The following is a 16,000-nucleotide window of genomic DNA, read 5'->3' as shown; positions in this document are numbered from 1 at the left end:
GAAACCATGTCGACGCTCCCACACATCACCCGGCACACTTTTGCCTTCTGCTTCCCCGGCCAAGGCAACGACCCCTGCGGTGCCTTGGCTGACCTGCACCAACACGCCGAGGAATTGCGTACCTCGATAGATGCCATACTGGCGCTCATCGAACACGAAGCCGCGCAGCACGAACCCGGCCTGCAGCCCGGCTTGGTCACCCAAGTGTTACTGACCCATCAGCATGCCTTGCCGCTGCCTTCCGGAGTCACGCAACTGGCCCTGTATGGTGCGGCCATGGTGCTCAACCAACTGCTCCACGACGCAGGCGTGCGACCGGCACTGATTGTCGCACAGAGTTTTGGTGAGATTGCTGCGCGAGTGTGCGCCGGTGTACTGAGCATTGAGCAGGGCGTGCGTGCGGTCTGCGCCCTCAATGCGGCCTACCGTAGTGAAGAAGGCCGCGGCGGCATGTTGCTGGTCAACTTGTCGCCGGAGATGACGCAAGCGCTGCTCGACAGGTGGCCTGAACTGAAGCTGGAGTTGGGATCGGTCAATGCCCCTGAGCAATGCATCATCAGCGGAAAAATGGACGCATTGCACGCTCTGCTTGAACGTTACGGCGACAGCACCCCGCCGTTGCGCTGGGTGTCGATCGCCTACGCTTCCCATTACTCGGCGCATCGGCATGTCGCAGAACTCATGAACGCACTGCTCCAACCCCTGGAGCAACAGCCGTTCAGGACCCCCATCTATTCGACCGTTTTGGAGGGCTGTTACCAGCAAGGGGATGACCTGCACAAGCTGTTCACCTTGGGCGTGACCGACCGCACCGACCTGCCCAAGACACTGGCCGCGTTGCCACCCGACAAATGCCGCGTGTTTATCGACATGGGCGTGAACAAAGGCATGTCGATGTGCATCCTCAAAAGCCTGCGCGATGCCAAGACCTACACGCCCCTCGCCGCCCCACCTAGTGAACTTCGCCAACTACTGGCCGACTCACATACCCTGGACACTCTGCGCCAACTGGCCAACGGGCCCGTCACCGCCCAGGCCCATGCGCACATGGCTCAAACCTTCAGCGACCCTGAGTTGCATCCGCAAACCAACCTGACCTTCCACGACGGCCACCGCCAAACCTATCAGCGCTTACAGCATCTGCTCAAGCAACTGCCCGACGGTATCCACGGGTTCAAACAACCGGAGTGGTTGATGGCCCTGGCTACCCACGCGGCGATCAATGATCCGTCACTGTTCATGGGGTGCGTGATTCAGCAGGGTTTGTGCATCGGCACACTCCTGGCGTTCGAACAGGACCACCCGCATGCCGCCAGGTGGCGGCGCGAGCTGGAGAAGGGCGAAAGTCTGGGGGTCTACGCGCTAACTGAAATCGGCCGTAGCAACTCACACATGGGCCCCTGCCTGGAGGCGGTGTTCGACACCGACACGCGCACGTTTGTGTTGAACACACCCAACAACGCTGCGCTGAAATTTGCCAATGTCGGTATCAATGACTTCAACAAGTTGGGCGTGGTGTTTGCCGAGTTGAAGGTTCAGGACCAACGCTGTGGTGTCTTCGCCTTTGTCTTGCCATTAAGCGACACACAGGGTCCATGCCCTGGCATTGAAATGTCTTCACCAGCAGAAATTCGCGCCGTACCGTTGGATTACGGCTTGTTGCGTTTTAATCAGGTCCGCGTCTCTTTTGACGCGTGGCTGTGTGACGGAGCGAACATTGATCAGTCCAACCGCTTTCAAGACCCACTGGGCAGCACTGACCGCCGTCTGATCCGCTCACTGTTCGCCCCCAAGAACGTGTGGGCGATGGTCGGCACCGGCTTGAGCTCCGTCATGCTGGCCTGTGCAACCCTGGCCCTGACTCACGCCAACCGGCGCACCACCCAGGCGAGAATCGGCAACGGCACAGGCTTGCTGGACTTTCGCACACAGCGCCGGGCGTTATTCGGCTGCCTGGCGACAGCGTACGTCATGAAATGCTTTGCCAATGACTCCGCCCGCCTATGGATCGAAGGCACCGCCACCCAGGCCTCCCTGCAAACAACCGGCACGGGTGATGCGACATGGACACCCTGGGCCGCCATCAGCCAGACCCTGGCGCTGACCAAAGCCCTGTGTGCGCCCGCCGCTGAGGCCGTGGCCACCGAATGCCGCTTGCGCTGCGGCGTGGCCGGGGCGCTCAACCTCAATCGCTTCGCCGACTATGAAGGCATGGCCAAGATCTACCAGGACGCCGGTGGCAACAACCGCATGATCCTGCTGGATGCCGCTAAGGTCCTGATTGGCCAACCCTTGACCGAGCCCGCCCATCCGGACCCGCACGCGAACCTGGACGACGTTGACTACGGGCTGAGCATGGTCCGCACCCTGGAATACCGTTTGCTCACGGAGGTGGCCCACCATGTCGCCGCACACCGGGCTCAGGGAGAGGACGACATGCCGGTCTGGAACTCAAAACTGATGGTGGTTGCACGCGCTGGCGAGGCGCATGCCCAGCGCCTTGCCATCGAGAGTGCGGTAAAGGCCGGCAACTCACTGCCGCCTGGGCTTGCAAAAGATCTGGTGAGCGCGTTGTACGACCTGTACGTACTCGACTACCTGAACAAACACGCGGCCTGGTTTCTCAGCGAAGGGTTCATGGACGGCAAGCGCTACCGGGCACTGGAGGAACACCTCAATCAACGCAGCGACTTCCTGGCCACCCACGTCACGCTGTTGATCGAGGCCTTCGGCCAGGGTGATGCGACGCGTGCGGCAATCGCCAGTGCAGAAACTTACCCGGACGCCTTGGCCGCTAAACTGCGATGGGCGCAGGGCTAAACCTCACAACACACCTGAACCTTCAGGGCCATGCAGTGCGAAGAGTTGTGAACACTCACAGATTTATTTTCATTTGGCCCTATCACTTTTCGATTCTCGTCCGGCACCTAGGCAATTGAGAAATATTTCCATTCAGGAGCCGCCCCATGTCCCGCACGCTAGACACCTTGTTGCGCCCCAGCCTGTTAGCCGTGGCCATTGCCCTCAGTGCCCCGCTGGCCAGCACTACGCTGATCGCCGCGGAGCAGGCGTCTAGCGTGCGTACCTACAATCTGCCGGCGGCCCCCCTGGCCACCACCCTGAACCAGATCGCCAGCCAGGGCGGCCTGGCGCTGACCCTCAGCCCGGCCTTGGCGTCGGGCAAGACCTCGGCGCCGGTCCAGGGCCAGTTCGATGCGCCGGGTGCGCTGCGTGAAGCACTGCGTGGCACCGGGTTGCAGTTGGAACAGAGCAGTGCGGGGACCTACACCCTGGTGGCTATTCCAGAAGGCGTCGTGGCGTTGCCGACCACCAATATCACCGGCCAGGACAGCTATGAAAGCGCCTGGGGCCCGGTCGACGGCTACCTGGCCAAACGCACCGCCGCCGGCACCAAGACCGACACCGCGCTGGTCGAGGCCCCGCGTTCGATCTCGGTCGCCACTCGCGAGCAGATGCAAGACCGCAACGTGCAGAACCTGGATGACGCGGTGAAATACATGCCGGGCATCGTGTCCGCCAGCTACGGCAGCGACACCCGCTACGACTGGATGCGTGTACGTGGCTTCGAACCCACCCAGTTCCTCGACGGTCTGCCACTGCCACGTGGCGTGTACGCCAACCCGAAGGCCGAGACCTGGAACCTCGACCGCCTCGCCCTGCTGCGCGGCCCGGCCTCCTCGGTGTACGGCCAGACCCCGCCGGGCGGCCTGTTGGACATGGTCAGCCGTCGCCCCAGCGAGGAGTCGAGCAACGCCGTCCAGGTGCAATACGGCAGCGACAACTACCGCCAGATCAACTTCGCCAGCACCGGCAAGATCGACGATGACGGCCAGTTCCTCTACGGCCTCAGCGGCGTGGTGCGCGACGCCGGCACCCAGGTCGACCACATCGACAACAAGCGCTACAACCTTGCGCCAAGCCTGACGTGGAACATCGATCCGGATACCAAGCTGACCTTCTTGTCGCAGTTCACGCGGGACGATACGGGCACGACCAGCCAGTTCATGCCGATCCAGGGCACCAAGATCAAGTCGCCGCTGGGTGACGTTTCCCACCACAAGAACCTGGGCGACCCGGACTACGAGTTCTACGACCGCACCTACTACGCACTGGGCTATGCGTTCGAACACCGTTTCAATGACACCTGGCAGTTCAAGCAGAACCTGCGCTACACCAAGTCGGAACTGGACTTCCGGCAGTTGACCGTGGGCTCCTATGCATTTTCCCCGGCAAATGCCGCGGGCGATATCAGCCGCTCGACCACCAACGTCAACGAAAGCATTGGCCAGTTCGCGGTGGATAACAATTTCCAGGCGGATTTCGCCACGGGCGACGTTATCCACACCCTGTTGCTCGGCCTGGATCACCAACGCACCGACACGTCCTACCGTGCGATTTACGGCACCGCGTCAAACATCAACATCTTCAACCCGATCAATACCACGCCGACGCTGCGCCCAACCGGCGTGCGGCCTTTCTACGACTACAACCAGAAAACCGTACAGACCGGCCTCTACGTGCAGGACCAAATGGCCTTGGACAAATGGCGCCTGACCCTGGGTGGGCGTGAAGACTGGGTGCATCAGGGCACCACGTACTTCAACGATAACGACGCGACCAATACTGACCGCATCAAGCATTTCAGCGGCAACGCGGCGCTGAGCTATGTGTTCGATTCGGGCTTCGTACCGTACTTGTCCTACGCCGAGTCCTTCCAGCCGGCGAGCAACGCCGATACCAACGCCACCAAGACCTTCAAACCGACGGAAGGCAAGCAGTGGGAAATGGGCGTCAAGTATCAGCCGCCCGGCTCCAATACCTTGCTGAGCGCAGCGGTGTACGACCTGACCCAGAAAAACGTGCAAGTCACGACGCTCGGCGCAGGGGGCCAGCAAATCAACAGCCAGACCGGCGAAGTGAAGGTCAAGGGTCTGGAGCTGGAAGCCGTGTCTGACGTGACCGAAAATCTCAAGGTCATCGCGGCCTACACCTTGGCCAAGTCCGAGGTGCAAAAAGGCATCTACAAAGGCAACCGCCTGACATTGATGCCCAACCAGCAAGCGTCGCTGTGGACTGACTACACGTGGCACACCGGCCCGCTCGATGGCTTCGGCATCGGCTTCGGCGCGCGCTACACCGGCAACACCTATGGCGACCAGGCCAACACCTGGCTCGGCAAGGCCAACGCCTATACCGTGTTCGACGGTTCGGTGCATTACGACCTGGGCCGCCTGGATAACAGCCTCAAAGGTGCTTCGGTCAAGTTGAATGCCACCAACCTGTTCAACAAGGACTACCTGTCGACCTGTGATGGCAACTACTGCTACTTCGGCGATCAACGCAGCGTTGTCGCCAGCGCCACCTACCAATGGTAATCGGCTGAGTTAACAACCGGGCCGCCTCTGTGGGCGGCCTTGGTGTGTCTGAAGGTTGAAAAAATGAAAAGCAAAACCATCCGCCGCTGGTCCTTCATCCACACCTGGACCAGCCTGATCTGCACGGTATTCCTGCTGCTGCTCGCCCTCACCGGCCTGCCGCTGGTGTTTCACCATGAGATCGACCACCTGCTGGGCAACGAGCCGGAATTGGCGCAAATGCCTGCCGACACACCGCAGCTCAACCTGGAGCAGCTGGTGGCCAAGGCGCAGGCCCATCGCCCTGGCGAAGCCATGCAGTACCTGGCCTGGGACGAAGATGACAAGAACGGCGTGATCGCGATCATGGCCGCCACCGCCGGCACCGAGCCCAACGCGTCCCACACCTTCATGCTCGATGCGCGCACCGGTGAAGCGGTGGAAACTCCGGCGGCCAATGGCGGGTTGACCCTGTTCCTGCTGCGCCTGCATGTGGACATGTTCGCCGGCCTGCCGGGCAAGTTGTTGCTGGCGTTCATGGGCATTCTGTTTGTGCTGGCGATCATCTCGGGCACGGTGTTGTACCTGCCGTTCATGCGCCGCTTGAAGTTCGCCACCGTGCGCCAGGACAAATCCACGCGCCTGCGTTGGCTCGACCTGCATAACTTGATTGGGGTGGTCACCTTGACCTGGGCGTTGGTGGTGGGCGTAACCGGCGTGATCAGCGCCTGCGCCGACCTGATCATCGCCGCCTGGCGCCAGGACAGCCTCAGCGCCATGATCGAACCCTACAAGAATGCCCCGCCACTGACCCAACGTGCACCCGCTACCGAGCTGCTGACCATCGCCGCCAAGGCCGCGCCGGGCATGGAGCCGGACTTCATCGCCTTCCCCGGCACACGCTTTTCCAGTGAGCACCATTACGCCGTGTTCATGAAGGGCAGCACACACCTCACCTCGCACCTGCTCACGCCCGTGCTGATCGACGCCAGCACCCTGGCCGTCACCGCCATCGCCGAGCGGCCGTGGTACATGGACGCCATGGGCATGTCCCAGCCGCTGCATTTCGGTGACTACGGCGGCATGCCGATGAAAATCCTCTGGGCGGCGCTGGATGTACTGACCATCATCGTGCTGGTCAGTGGGATTTACTTGTGGGTCGTGCGGCGTAAGGCGGGCAAGGCATGAAGCCGCGTCAGTCGAGTTTCTGGAAAGTGTTTGGTATTCCGCTGGGGATTGGCCTGCTCAGCGCCGCCGGTTTGTTTGCGGCGCTGCTCGGGGACGGGCTGTGGGATTCGCTCAGTTGGGTCGGGTTGGGGGTTCCGGCAGTCATTGCGCTATGGGGACTGATGCGCCGCTGAGGCCGGCGCAATATCGAGATAACCCCCATTGCAATAATTAGATATTAATAACAATTTATACACTTTGTTTAAACTCGATTAATCTCTGCCCCAGTCCACACATCCAGTGTCGTCAGCCTGCGGGGCAACACCCAATGACGTTTCCCATCTATAGCCTTCCCGATCTGCGCGCAGTGCTAAAGCGCAGTGACATGCTGCGTGTGACACGCGACGCCTGTATTCAACATTCCCAAAACAACATCGTCAGTACCATGCCCGGCGAATTGCTGTTTCAGGCGCCTCCCGGGGATTGCCATGTCAGGCTCGGCTATATGCGAGGCGGGGAGACTTTCGTGGTCAAACTGGCCATGGGCTTTTATGAAAACCCATCCAGGGGGGCTGGAAACCAATAACGGGCTGATGCTGGTCTTCAGCTCACACACCGGCAAGCTCGTCGCCATCCTCAATGACGAGGGCTGGTTGACCAGTTGGCGGACAGCCGCAGCCGGGGCCTTGGCGGCCAAGGCTGGCGCACCCTCACAGGTCACCGCGCTGGGTATTCTCGGCACCGGCCATCAGGCCGAACAACAGGCTCACTGGGCTGCACAGCTCCTCGGGACCCCGCGTGTATTCATCTGGGGGCGGGACCCGAACAAAGCCACCCGCCTGGTTGAGAAGCTGGCGCATCAGGGCTTGACCGCCCAAACGGCCGCAACGGTGGAGGACGTATTCGAACACTGCAATGTCGTGATTACCTGCACACCGTCGACTCAGGCAATCGTTCCGGTGTCCGCTGTAAAACCCGGAACCCATATCGTCGCCATGGGCGCAGACAGCCAGGGAAAACAGGAGCTTGACCCTCAAATACTCGCGTTGGCCCAGGTCATCATGACCGACGACCACCAGCAATGTGCCGAACGCGGAGAACTCGCCCACGCCCTTCGCGCCGGGTTGATCACCCACACCACCGACATCTCGCTGGGGCACGTGCTGGCCGGCAACCTCCCTGGGCGCACAAGCGCTGACGACGTGACCATCGCTGACTTGACCGGCCTTGCCGCCCAGGACATTGCCATCGCCAGCCTCGCGCTTGGCCTGATCCAGGCCACGCCGTCTCCCTGATCCTCCCCCATATGACACCTGAACCAACAATAACAATAAGGTAGGTATTCACATGAAAAAGCTGATGAGCACGATGACCACAGCCACCGCCTGGCTGCTCTGCACCGCCGCGGGTGTTGCACAGGCAGAAACACTGCGCATTGCCAGTGAAGGGGCTTACCCACCGTTCAACTACGTGGACTCAACCAATACACTGCATGGCTTCGATATCGACATTGCCAACGCGTTGTGTGAGCGAATGAAGGTGCAGTGCACCTTTGTCACCCAGGACTGGGAGGGCATGATTCCCGGCCTGCTGGCGAAAAAATACGATGTGATCGTTGCCTCGATGAATGTCACCGAGGAGCGCAAAAAGACGGTCGCCTTCACCGACCGTTATTACCGCACACCGCTGTCGATCGCCGTGCCCAAAGACTCGGACATCAGCAACGCCCAGTCCAATTTCAAAGGCCTGACGGTGGGAACCCAGTCGTATTCGACACAAGGTATCTACGCCGAAGAACACTATGCCGCGGCCGGTGCGACCGTGAAGCTCTACCCCTCCCAGGACGAAGCCGCCAGCGACCTGGCAGCCGGGCGCTTGGACGCCGTCATCGCCGACAAATACCCGCTGCTGGCCTGGATAGAAGGCGCGGGCAAAGCGTGCTGCAAATTCCTCGGGGACGTCGACGGTACCAATACCGACGCTGCAATTGTGGTACGCCAGGGCGATGTGGCACTGCGTGAGCGACTGAACGATGCGCTGGACGAAATCGTCACCGATGGCACCTATAAAGAGATTTCCAGCCGTTACTTCGCCTTCGATATCTATTGATCTGCGGGGGCTCGCATGCTCGAACAATTGTCACTGTTATCGTTCGCCAGCGGCGGCTGGGGCTGGGCGCTGCTCGTCGGTGCCTTGGTCACCCTCGCGCTGGCCCTCGCCTGCGTGCCGCTCGGCTTACCCTTGGGCCTCGGAGTGGCCTTGGCGGCGCGCTCCAAACAACGCTGGTTGCGGACGGGAGCCACGGTATTTTCCACGGTATTCCGTGGGCTGCCCGAGCTATTGACACTGCTGCTCATTTATTACGGCTGCCAAATAGCTGCACAACACGTGCTCGCCGCCGTGGGCTATCAAGGCGAGGTGATGATAAACACCTTTGTCGCGGCCATGATTGCCTTCAGCCTGGTGTTTGCCGCGTTTTCCAGCGAGATCTGGTTGAGCGCTTTCAAGACCGTGGACAAAGGTCAATTCGAGGCCGCAGCGGTGTTGGGCCTGTCCACAGCCACAACCTTTCGCACCGTGGTCCTGCCACAACTGACGCGCACTGCCTTGCCCGGTCTATCGAATAACTGGCTGTCCCTGCTCAAGGACACCTCGCTGGTGTCGACCATCTCCCTGGTCGACCTGATGCGCCAGACCAGCCTGGCGGTCAGCGTGACCAAAGAGCCCATGCTGTTCTACACAGTGGCCTGCTTGGCATATCTGCTTTTTTCGGCGCTGTCCGGCCGCGTGTTCCATGTTCTGGAGCGACATTTCAGCCGCCATCAGCGGAGTACTCTGTCATGACCATCGAGCATTGGCTGAGCAGGCTTCTCAACCTGGAACTGCTTGAGCGTTACGCCCCCCGTTTTATCGACGGCCTGCTGGTCACCGCTAAACTCGTGGCGATTTCTTTCAGTCTCGGTGCACTGCTGGGCCTGCTGATTGCGCTGGGCCGTTTGTCGAGCCATCGCTGGCTGCGCGGCTTCACTGGCGTCTATGTGTATTGCTTTCGCGGCTCTCCGCTGCTCGCCCAATTATTCCTGCTGTATTACGGCCTGGGGTCATTCAAACACTTCTGGCAAGACGTCGGCCTCTGGTGGTTCTTCCGGGATGCCTGGCTGTGCACCCTGCTGGCCTTCACCCTGAACACCGCGGCCTATCAAGCCGAGATCATGCGCGGGGCCCTGACCGCTGTCGCACCGGGCCAGCGCGAAGCCGCGCAAACCCTGGGCCTGTCGCGCTGGACCACCTTGAGAAAAGTCATCCTGCCGCAGTCGCTGCTGGTGGCCATAGGGCCGCTGGGTAACGAATTGATCCTGATGATCAAGGCCAGCGCCATTGCCTCACTGGTCACGCTTTATGACCTGATGGGCGTGACCAAATTGGTGTTCTCACGCAGCTTTGATTTCCAGGTCTACCTGTGGGCAGCAGCGTTGTACCTGGCAATCGTCGAACTGGTCAGACGAGCGCTCAAGCACCTTGAGCGGTCACTGAGCAAGCATATCGGGTAATCCGATTTCAACACCCCCACCCTTACGGTCCAGAGGGCAAGCCATGAATTCGTACACCATCGCGCCAGACGATCTTCACCCTTCAACCAAGGCACCGCCAGAACCCGCGGTGCATATCAGCGGGTTGAACAAGTGGTATGGCAACTTCCAGGTCTTGCACGCCATTGATCTGACCGTCCGCCAGGGTGAGCGCATTGTCCTGTGCGGGCCTTCCGGCTCGGGAAAGTCGACCTTGATTCGCTGCATCAGCCGCCTTGAAGTTGCCCAAAGTGGTGATATTCGAGCCTTGGGAACCGACCTCGGCAAACCTACGCCAGCCAGGCATAAAACGCTGCAAGAGATAGGGATGGTCTTCCAGAACTTCAACCTGTTTCCCCACATGACCGTCCTGCAGAACTGCACATTGGCCCCCATGTCGGTGCGCGGCCTGGCACGCAGGGCCGCCGAAGAACTCGCCCGGCATTACCTTGGCAAGGTCGGTATTGCCAACCAGGCGGACAAGTATCCCAGCCAACTGTCAGGTGGCCAGCAACAGCGGGTAGCGATAGCCCGTGCGTTGTGCATGGAGCCGAAAATCATGCTGTTCGACGAACCCACCTCGGCACTCGACCCGGAAATGGTCAACGAAGTGCTGGAGGTCATCGTCACATTGGCCGGCACCGGCATGACGATGCTGTGCGTCACCCACGAAATGGGCTTTGCCCGCCAAGTGGCCGAGCGGGTGCTATTCCTCGACGCAGGACGCATTGTCGAAGACCTGCCCCCGGAGGAGTTTTTTAACGCCCCCAGGAGCGACAGGGCTCAAGCATTCCTGGCGCAGATCCACCACTGAGAGCCGCGCCAACGCACCTGTCAAAGGTATGGACGACTCCGTACAATCACTCCCTCCACCTACCTGTGCTTGGATCGCCATGGCCAGTATCGCCTTCATGAATGCAGCGGCAGACGGCATCGCAGCTTTGCTTTTTCCCGACCTGGAAGCGGTGGTTCACGATGTCCGCAGCGGTTTGATCGTGCACATTGCCAACGGGTTCTCCAAGCGCAAAGTCGGTGATGCATCGCTGATTTGTGATCTTCCGGACCTGGCCCCTGGGCTGGATGTGCTAGGACCGTATGAGAAGGCAGGCCCCAACAATCGCACGCTACGCTCGATTTCTATCGTTGCCCGCTCGGAGAGCGGCGATATCGTCGCGCTCCTGTGTCTGAACTTCGATGTCACGGCGTTATCGCAGGTGCAGAAGCTGTTGAGTGGTTTTGCCGTGGGCCTGCAACCCCAAGCACGCCCCGCCCCTTTGTTCAGCGCTGACTGGCGGGAAACACTCAACGACATCGTCGAAAAGATATCCGTCGAACACTGCGTGCGGCGAAGTGACTTCGGGCGTACCGAAATCATGCTCGTCCTCGCACAAGCGCAAGCCAATGGGCTGCTGGACATACGCAACTTTGTCGATTATTTCGGCGAGTACTTCGAGATCTCCCGAGCGACGGTTTACAACTATTTGAAAGCCATTGCGCAAGAAAGCAATTGAACACAGGCCCCACTGCCCTTACCGAGGAATGCCCATGTCCACACCCAGCATGACCTTGTTCCACAACCCCGCATCACCCTTCGTGCGTAAGGTTCGCGTGTTGCTGGCTGAAACCGGCCAACAGGACCGCGTTGCGCTGCGCGGCTGTATGCCGACCCCGGTCAACCCGGATGCGCAGGTGCTGCAAGGCAACCCCGTGGGCAAGATCCCGGCCCTGCGCCTGGCTGACGGCACGGTATTGCACGACAGCCGGGTGATCCTTGATTACTTCGACCACCAGCACGTCGGCAACCCACTGATTCCTCGCGACGGCTCGGCCCGCTGGCGCCGCCTGACCCTGGCCTCGATGGCCGACGGCATCATGGATGCCGCCGTGCTGGTGCGCTACGAAACCGCCCTGCGTCCGGCGGAAAAGCATTGGGACCAGTGGCTCGATGAGCAGCGCAACAAAATCCGCCGCAGCCTCGCGGAGTTGGAGGCTGATGCGATTGCCGAACTGACCAGCCACTTCGACATCGCCGCCATCAGCGTGGCCTGCGCCTTGGGTTACCTCGACTTCCGTCATCCGGACATGCAATGGCGCCTGGATAACCCGCAGCTTGCCGCCTGGTATGCCGAGGTCAGCCAGCGGCCTTCGATGCTGGAAACACAACCGCCGGTTTAACCAGCCCCCTGTAGGAGCGAGCTTGCTCGCGAAAGTCGTCAACGATAACGCAGTCAACCTGGCTAAACGCGGTGTCTTTGCGTTCTTCGCGAGCAAGCTCGCTCCTACAATGAGCAGCGGCGTGATTAAGAAAATCGACCATCCGCGCCTTCATATACTGATCCTCCCGTAACCCCATCATTGCACAGCCTCCAAATCAAATTCCAAAGGCTGTGCCGCCTTACGCTTGCCCACGCCATACCAATCCAACTTACGCGTCAGCACCATCACCGTGCCCAGCAGGCCGAACAGCAGCAACGAGCCCATCAGCAAGGCGTAATCCTCGGCACTCAACAACCCGTACAACAAGCCATACAACGCCGCCAACCCCGCTGAAAACCCCAACCCGTGAGCGACGCTGCGCAGCACATGACACACATAGAAGCCAATCAACAACACGCAGGCGCTGGCAGAGATGAGATAAGCCAGCGCGAACCCAATGTGCTCAGACAACGACAGCAACAGCAGGTAGAAAAACGCCAGCGCAAACCCCACCAACGCGTATTGGATCGGATGCACCGCCAGGTTCTTGAGTACTTCGAACAGGAAGAAGCCGGCGAAGGTCAGAGCGATGAACAGCAGCGCGTATTTGATCGCACGGTCGCTCTTGAGGTACTGGTCCACCGGATCGATGAAGTTCACGCCGAAGCTGCGGTTGTTGAAGTCTTCACAGCCCTGCTTGTCCAGGCAGGTTTGCAGCGCTTGCTCAAGGTTGGTGGAGAAGAACGAGGTCTGCCAGTTGGCGCTAAAGCCCTTGTCGGTAATCTCGCGTTGTGCCGGCAGGAAATTGCCGATGAAGCTGGGATGTGGCCAGTTGGAAGCGAGTGATACCTGGCTGGTCTTGCCCACCGGCACCACTTGCAGTTGCTCGGTGCCTTGCAGGCGCAGGTCAAAAGCAAAGTCTACGACGTTGGGCTTTTTGCTGTCGTGCTCCGGCAGTGTCACGTGCACGCCTTCGCCCAGCCAGTCCACCTGGGAGCCCGGTTCGAACTCCAATTGCTGGCTGCCCAGCTCCAGCTTCAGCGCGTTTTCGATACCGCGAATATCGCTGATGCCCACCGCCAGAAACGCCGGCTCAAAGCGGTAATCGGCGAAGTCTTCGGTGATACCCAACTGCGCAGGCAATTCGAAACGCCCGCTGATGCGGTTGTCGGCATGGAACAACCGCGCCTGGTAGATACCCCGTGCGCGCAGTTCGGTCTGCACCTTGCCGTCGAGTTCAAATCGATCCGGCAGGAAATACAGACGACCACGCTCTTCACGGGTGACTTCATAACGTTTGTTGAGCTTTTCATTGAGCTTCCACTCACGCACGGTCTTGCGATAGGGCACTACCATCACCGGGCCGGTGAGGCGCTGGCTGTAGCTGGAGCTGCGGGCAATGTCATCCAACACCTGATCACGCGTGAACTGGCGATCAGCGATGATGCCGTTGATCATCAACAACGGAATCAGCAATAACAGCATCAGCAGCGCAATCGCGCCAAGTTTGAAAAGCAGGCTGCGGTTCATGGGTCTCTCCCTGTTTTGATGGGGAGAGTCTGGGCAGACTGTGTGGGGGATTTATGTGGGCAATGTGGAGACTGTGTGGAGATGCAGCACCACCTGCACGCCGCCGTCGACATTGCCGATCTGCAACGCGCCGCCGTGCAGTTTCACTACTTCCTCGACAAAGTTGAGACCCAGGCCCGTGCTTTTGCGCCCACTGGCCGGGCGTGGCAGCGAGTAGAAACGCTCACTCAGGCGCGGCAAGGCATAGTCGGGAATCGGCGAAGCCTGGTTGAACAGGCTGACTTGCACATCGTTGTGTCGCGTCTGTGCGCTGAACTTCAACAAGCCGCCGGGCGGCGTGAAGTCCAGGGCGTTGTCCAGCAAATTGCCCAGGGCCTGACGCAACAGGAAAGGTTCGCCGTACACCCTCACATCCGCCGCAATTGTCTGCTCGACCTGCAACCCGGCGCCTTCAATCCGCGCGCACTGGGCCTTGAGCACCTCATCGACCATCGCCGCCAACGGTATACGCGCCTGCTCTTCCAGGCCCTGGCGCTGCTCGACCTGTGCCAGGTTCAGCAGGCGCTCGATCAACTGCTGCAGACGCGCGCTTTCGCTGTCGATATTGCCAACGAAGCGCTGCTGTTGTTCGCGGGTCATATCACCCTGCAACAACTCCGCCGCGCCGCGAATCGCGGCCAAGGGGCTTTTCAATTCGTGGGTCAGGGTGTGTACGTAATGCTCGACGTAAGCCTTACCTTCCAACTGCGTGCGCATGTGCTCGACGGCGGTGGATAGTTGCTTGAGCTCACCGCCACGGTAATGGGGCAGCTCGGCACGCCGCCCCTCGCTGACGGCTTCGGCGTAGGCAGTCAGACGGCGCAACGCGACGCTCAGCCACCACGACAGCAGCGCGCCCAGCAGCAGGCCCAGGACAACCAAGCCCGCGCCGTACCACAGCAGACGGCGCTCGGTGCGGTCGACATAAGGCTGCAATGAACTGTTTGGCTTAGCCACGGTAACCACGCCAATGATCTGGCCGTTGTCACGAATCGGCGCGCCCACGTGCATCACCGACGAGGCAGGGTCATCCAGTTCGCTGCGGGTGGAGCGCGCGCCGTACTCGCCACGCAGGGTCAGGTACACGTCGTTCCACTTGGAATAGTCTTGCCCCACCGCTTCACCCGTGGAGTCGAGCAACACGGTGCCCTTGGCATCGGTCACGTAGATGCGATGATTGACCTGGTTCTTCGGCAAGCCCCAAATGGTCGCCCCCGGCTGGCGGTTGCCGTACGCCTTGAGCAACTCCGGCCAGTGACTTTGGCCGAGGGTGCCGTTCTTCACGTCATTACGCACGATCTCGGCCAGCAGGTTGGCGGTGTCCACCAGGGTTTCTTCGGTGGACTGGCGCACGCCGGGGCGGATTTCCTTCATCACGGTGCTGAGCACGAAGTAGCCGGTCAGGCCGATAAACAGTGCGTACACCAGAAAGATCCGCAGCCCCAGGCGCATCAGCTATTGCTCGGGCTGTAGCTGTAGCCGAGGCCGCGATGGGTCTGGATCGGCTCGGCATCGGCGGCCACGCTGCGCAACTTGCTGCGCAGGCTTTTGATATGGCTGTCGATATTGCGCTCGTAGCCGGCATCCGCCGCCACGCCCACCGCGTCCAACAATTGCTCGCGACTGAACACGCGCTCGGGTTGTTCCAGCAGGCTTTGCAGCAGGCGGAACTCGTGGCGCGTCAGGCTCAACGATTGGCCGCGATAGCTGATCTGCATACGCTCCAGATCCACCTGGAACACGGCCGGCGCAGCACTTGGACCAATCCGTTTCAGGATCGCCCGGACCCGTGCTGTCACTTCGCGTGGGCTGAAGGGCTTGACCACATAATCGTCGGCGCCGATCTCCAGGCCGACCACACGGTCGATCTCGCCATCCCGCGCGCTGAGGAACATCACCGGCACTTCACTGAACCGGCGCAGTTGCTTGCAGGTTTCAAAGCCGGTGATATCCGGCAGGCCGATGTCGAGGATGATCAGATCGGCAGGCGTCTGGCGCTGATGCTCCAGCGCCGCCTGGCCGAGGGTCAGCCAGGTGGTGGTGAAGCCCTCGCCTTGCAGGGCGAAGATCAGCGTGTCGGCAATCGCCGCTTCGTCTTCGACAATCAGGATATGCGCCATGTGG

The 16,000-nt window shown here is 60.5% G+C and carries 14 protein-coding genes; 11 read left to right on the top strand and 3 right to left on the bottom strand.

The features are described 5' to 3' along the window. The first annotated feature begins 6 nt into the window (after positions 1-6). From HX868_RS09770 to HX868_RS09720, 11 genes are all read left to right on the top strand, one after another. A complete protein-coding gene (locus HX868_RS09770) occupies positions 7-2,820 on the top strand; it encodes an acyltransferase domain-containing protein (RefSeq protein WP_177002693.1) in 2,814 nt (937 codons plus the stop codon). Between the two features lie 146 nt (positions 2,821-2,966). Next, a complete protein-coding gene (locus HX868_RS09765) occupies positions 2,967-5,396 on the top strand; it encodes a TonB-dependent siderophore receptor (protein ID WP_177002692.1) in 2,430 nt (809 codons plus the stop codon). 63 nt (positions 5,397-5,459) lie between these two features. Next, positions 5,460-6,563, top strand: coding sequence for a PepSY-associated TM helix domain-containing protein (locus HX868_RS09760; RefSeq protein WP_177002691.1), 1,104 nt, complete (start codon positions 5,460-5,462; stop codon positions 6,561-6,563). Then, positions 6,560-6,736 carry a hypothetical protein gene (locus HX868_RS09755; protein ID WP_177002690.1) on the top strand — a complete coding sequence of 59 codons (177 nt, stop codon included), beginning with the start codon at positions 6,560-6,562 and terminating at the stop codon, positions 6,734-6,736. Before HX868_RS09760 ends, HX868_RS09755 begins: the two co-directional genes overlap by 4 nt. A 357-nt stretch (positions 6,737-7,093) precedes the next feature. After that, on the top strand, positions 7,094-7,837 hold the full coding sequence (locus tag HX868_RS09750; RefSeq protein WP_246355512.1) for a Rossmann-fold NAD(P)-binding domain-containing protein: 744 nt from the start codon (positions 7,094-7,096) through the stop codon (positions 7,835-7,837). 52 nt (positions 7,838-7,889) lie between these two features. After that, the gene (locus tag HX868_RS09745; protein ID WP_177002689.1) at positions 7,890-8,651 is read left to right on the top strand and encodes a transporter substrate-binding domain-containing protein; all 762 of its coding nucleotides are present in this window, start codon (positions 7,890-7,892) and stop codon (positions 8,649-8,651) included. A gap of 15 nt (positions 8,652-8,666) precedes the next feature. Further along, complete coding sequence (locus HX868_RS09740) at positions 8,667-9,386, top strand: ABC transporter permease (RefSeq protein ID WP_177002688.1); 720 nt, start codon at positions 8,667-8,669, stop codon at positions 9,384-9,386. Then, positions 9,383-10,093 carry an ABC transporter permease gene (locus HX868_RS09735; protein WP_095013783.1) on the top strand — a complete coding sequence of 237 codons (711 nt, stop codon included), beginning with the start codon at positions 9,383-9,385 and terminating at the stop codon, positions 10,091-10,093. The genes HX868_RS09740 and HX868_RS09735 overlap by 4 nt, the downstream gene beginning before the upstream one ends. 43 nt (positions 10,094-10,136) lie before the next feature. Next, positions 10,137-10,925: an amino acid ABC transporter ATP-binding protein gene (locus HX868_RS09730; protein WP_246355511.1), complete on the top strand. Its 789-nt coding sequence runs from the start codon at positions 10,137-10,139 to the stop codon at positions 10,923-10,925. Between the two features lie 79 nt (positions 10,926-11,004). Further along, positions 11,005-11,622, top strand: a complete 618-nt coding sequence (locus HX868_RS09725; RefSeq protein ID WP_122729501.1) for a helix-turn-helix transcriptional regulator — start codon at positions 11,005-11,007, stop codon at positions 11,620-11,622. 34 nt (positions 11,623-11,656) lie between these two features. Next, positions 11,657-12,286 carry a glutathione S-transferase family protein gene (locus HX868_RS09720; protein WP_177002687.1) on the top strand — a complete coding sequence of 210 codons (630 nt, stop codon included), beginning with the start codon at positions 11,657-11,659 and terminating at the stop codon, positions 12,284-12,286. Positions 12,287-12,463: 177 nt separating this feature from the next. Here HX868_RS09720 and creD read toward each other — a convergent pair whose 3' ends face one another. The 3 genes from creD to creB are packed head-to-tail and all read right to left on the bottom strand — an operon-like array spanning position 12,464 to position 15,996. Further along, positions 12,464-13,837, bottom strand: coding sequence for a cell envelope integrity protein CreD (gene creD, locus HX868_RS09715; protein ID WP_177002686.1), 1,374 nt, complete (start codon positions 13,835-13,837; stop codon positions 12,464-12,466). A 51-nt stretch (positions 13,838-13,888) separates the two neighbouring features. Then, positions 13,889-15,328, bottom strand: coding sequence for a two-component system sensor histidine kinase CreC (gene creC / locus HX868_RS09710; protein WP_177002685.1), 1,440 nt, complete (start codon positions 15,326-15,328; stop codon positions 13,889-13,891). Further along, positions 15,328-15,996 carry a two-component system response regulator CreB gene (creB, locus tag HX868_RS09705; protein ID WP_177002684.1) on the bottom strand — a complete coding sequence of 223 codons (669 nt, stop codon included), beginning with the start codon at positions 15,994-15,996 and terminating at the stop codon, positions 15,328-15,330. Before creB ends, creC begins: the two co-directional genes overlap by 1 nt. Positions 15,997-16,000: the final 4 nt, after the last annotated feature.

It is taken from the genome of Pseudomonas reactans (genome assembly GCF_013385825.1).
In the GTDB taxonomy this organism is placed as follows: domain Bacteria; phylum Pseudomonadota; class Gammaproteobacteria; order Pseudomonadales; family Pseudomonadaceae; genus Aquipseudomonas; species Aquipseudomonas reactans.
The sequence above is the reverse complement of the archived record's forward strand: the minus strand, read 5'-3'. Positions and strand labels throughout refer to the sequence as shown.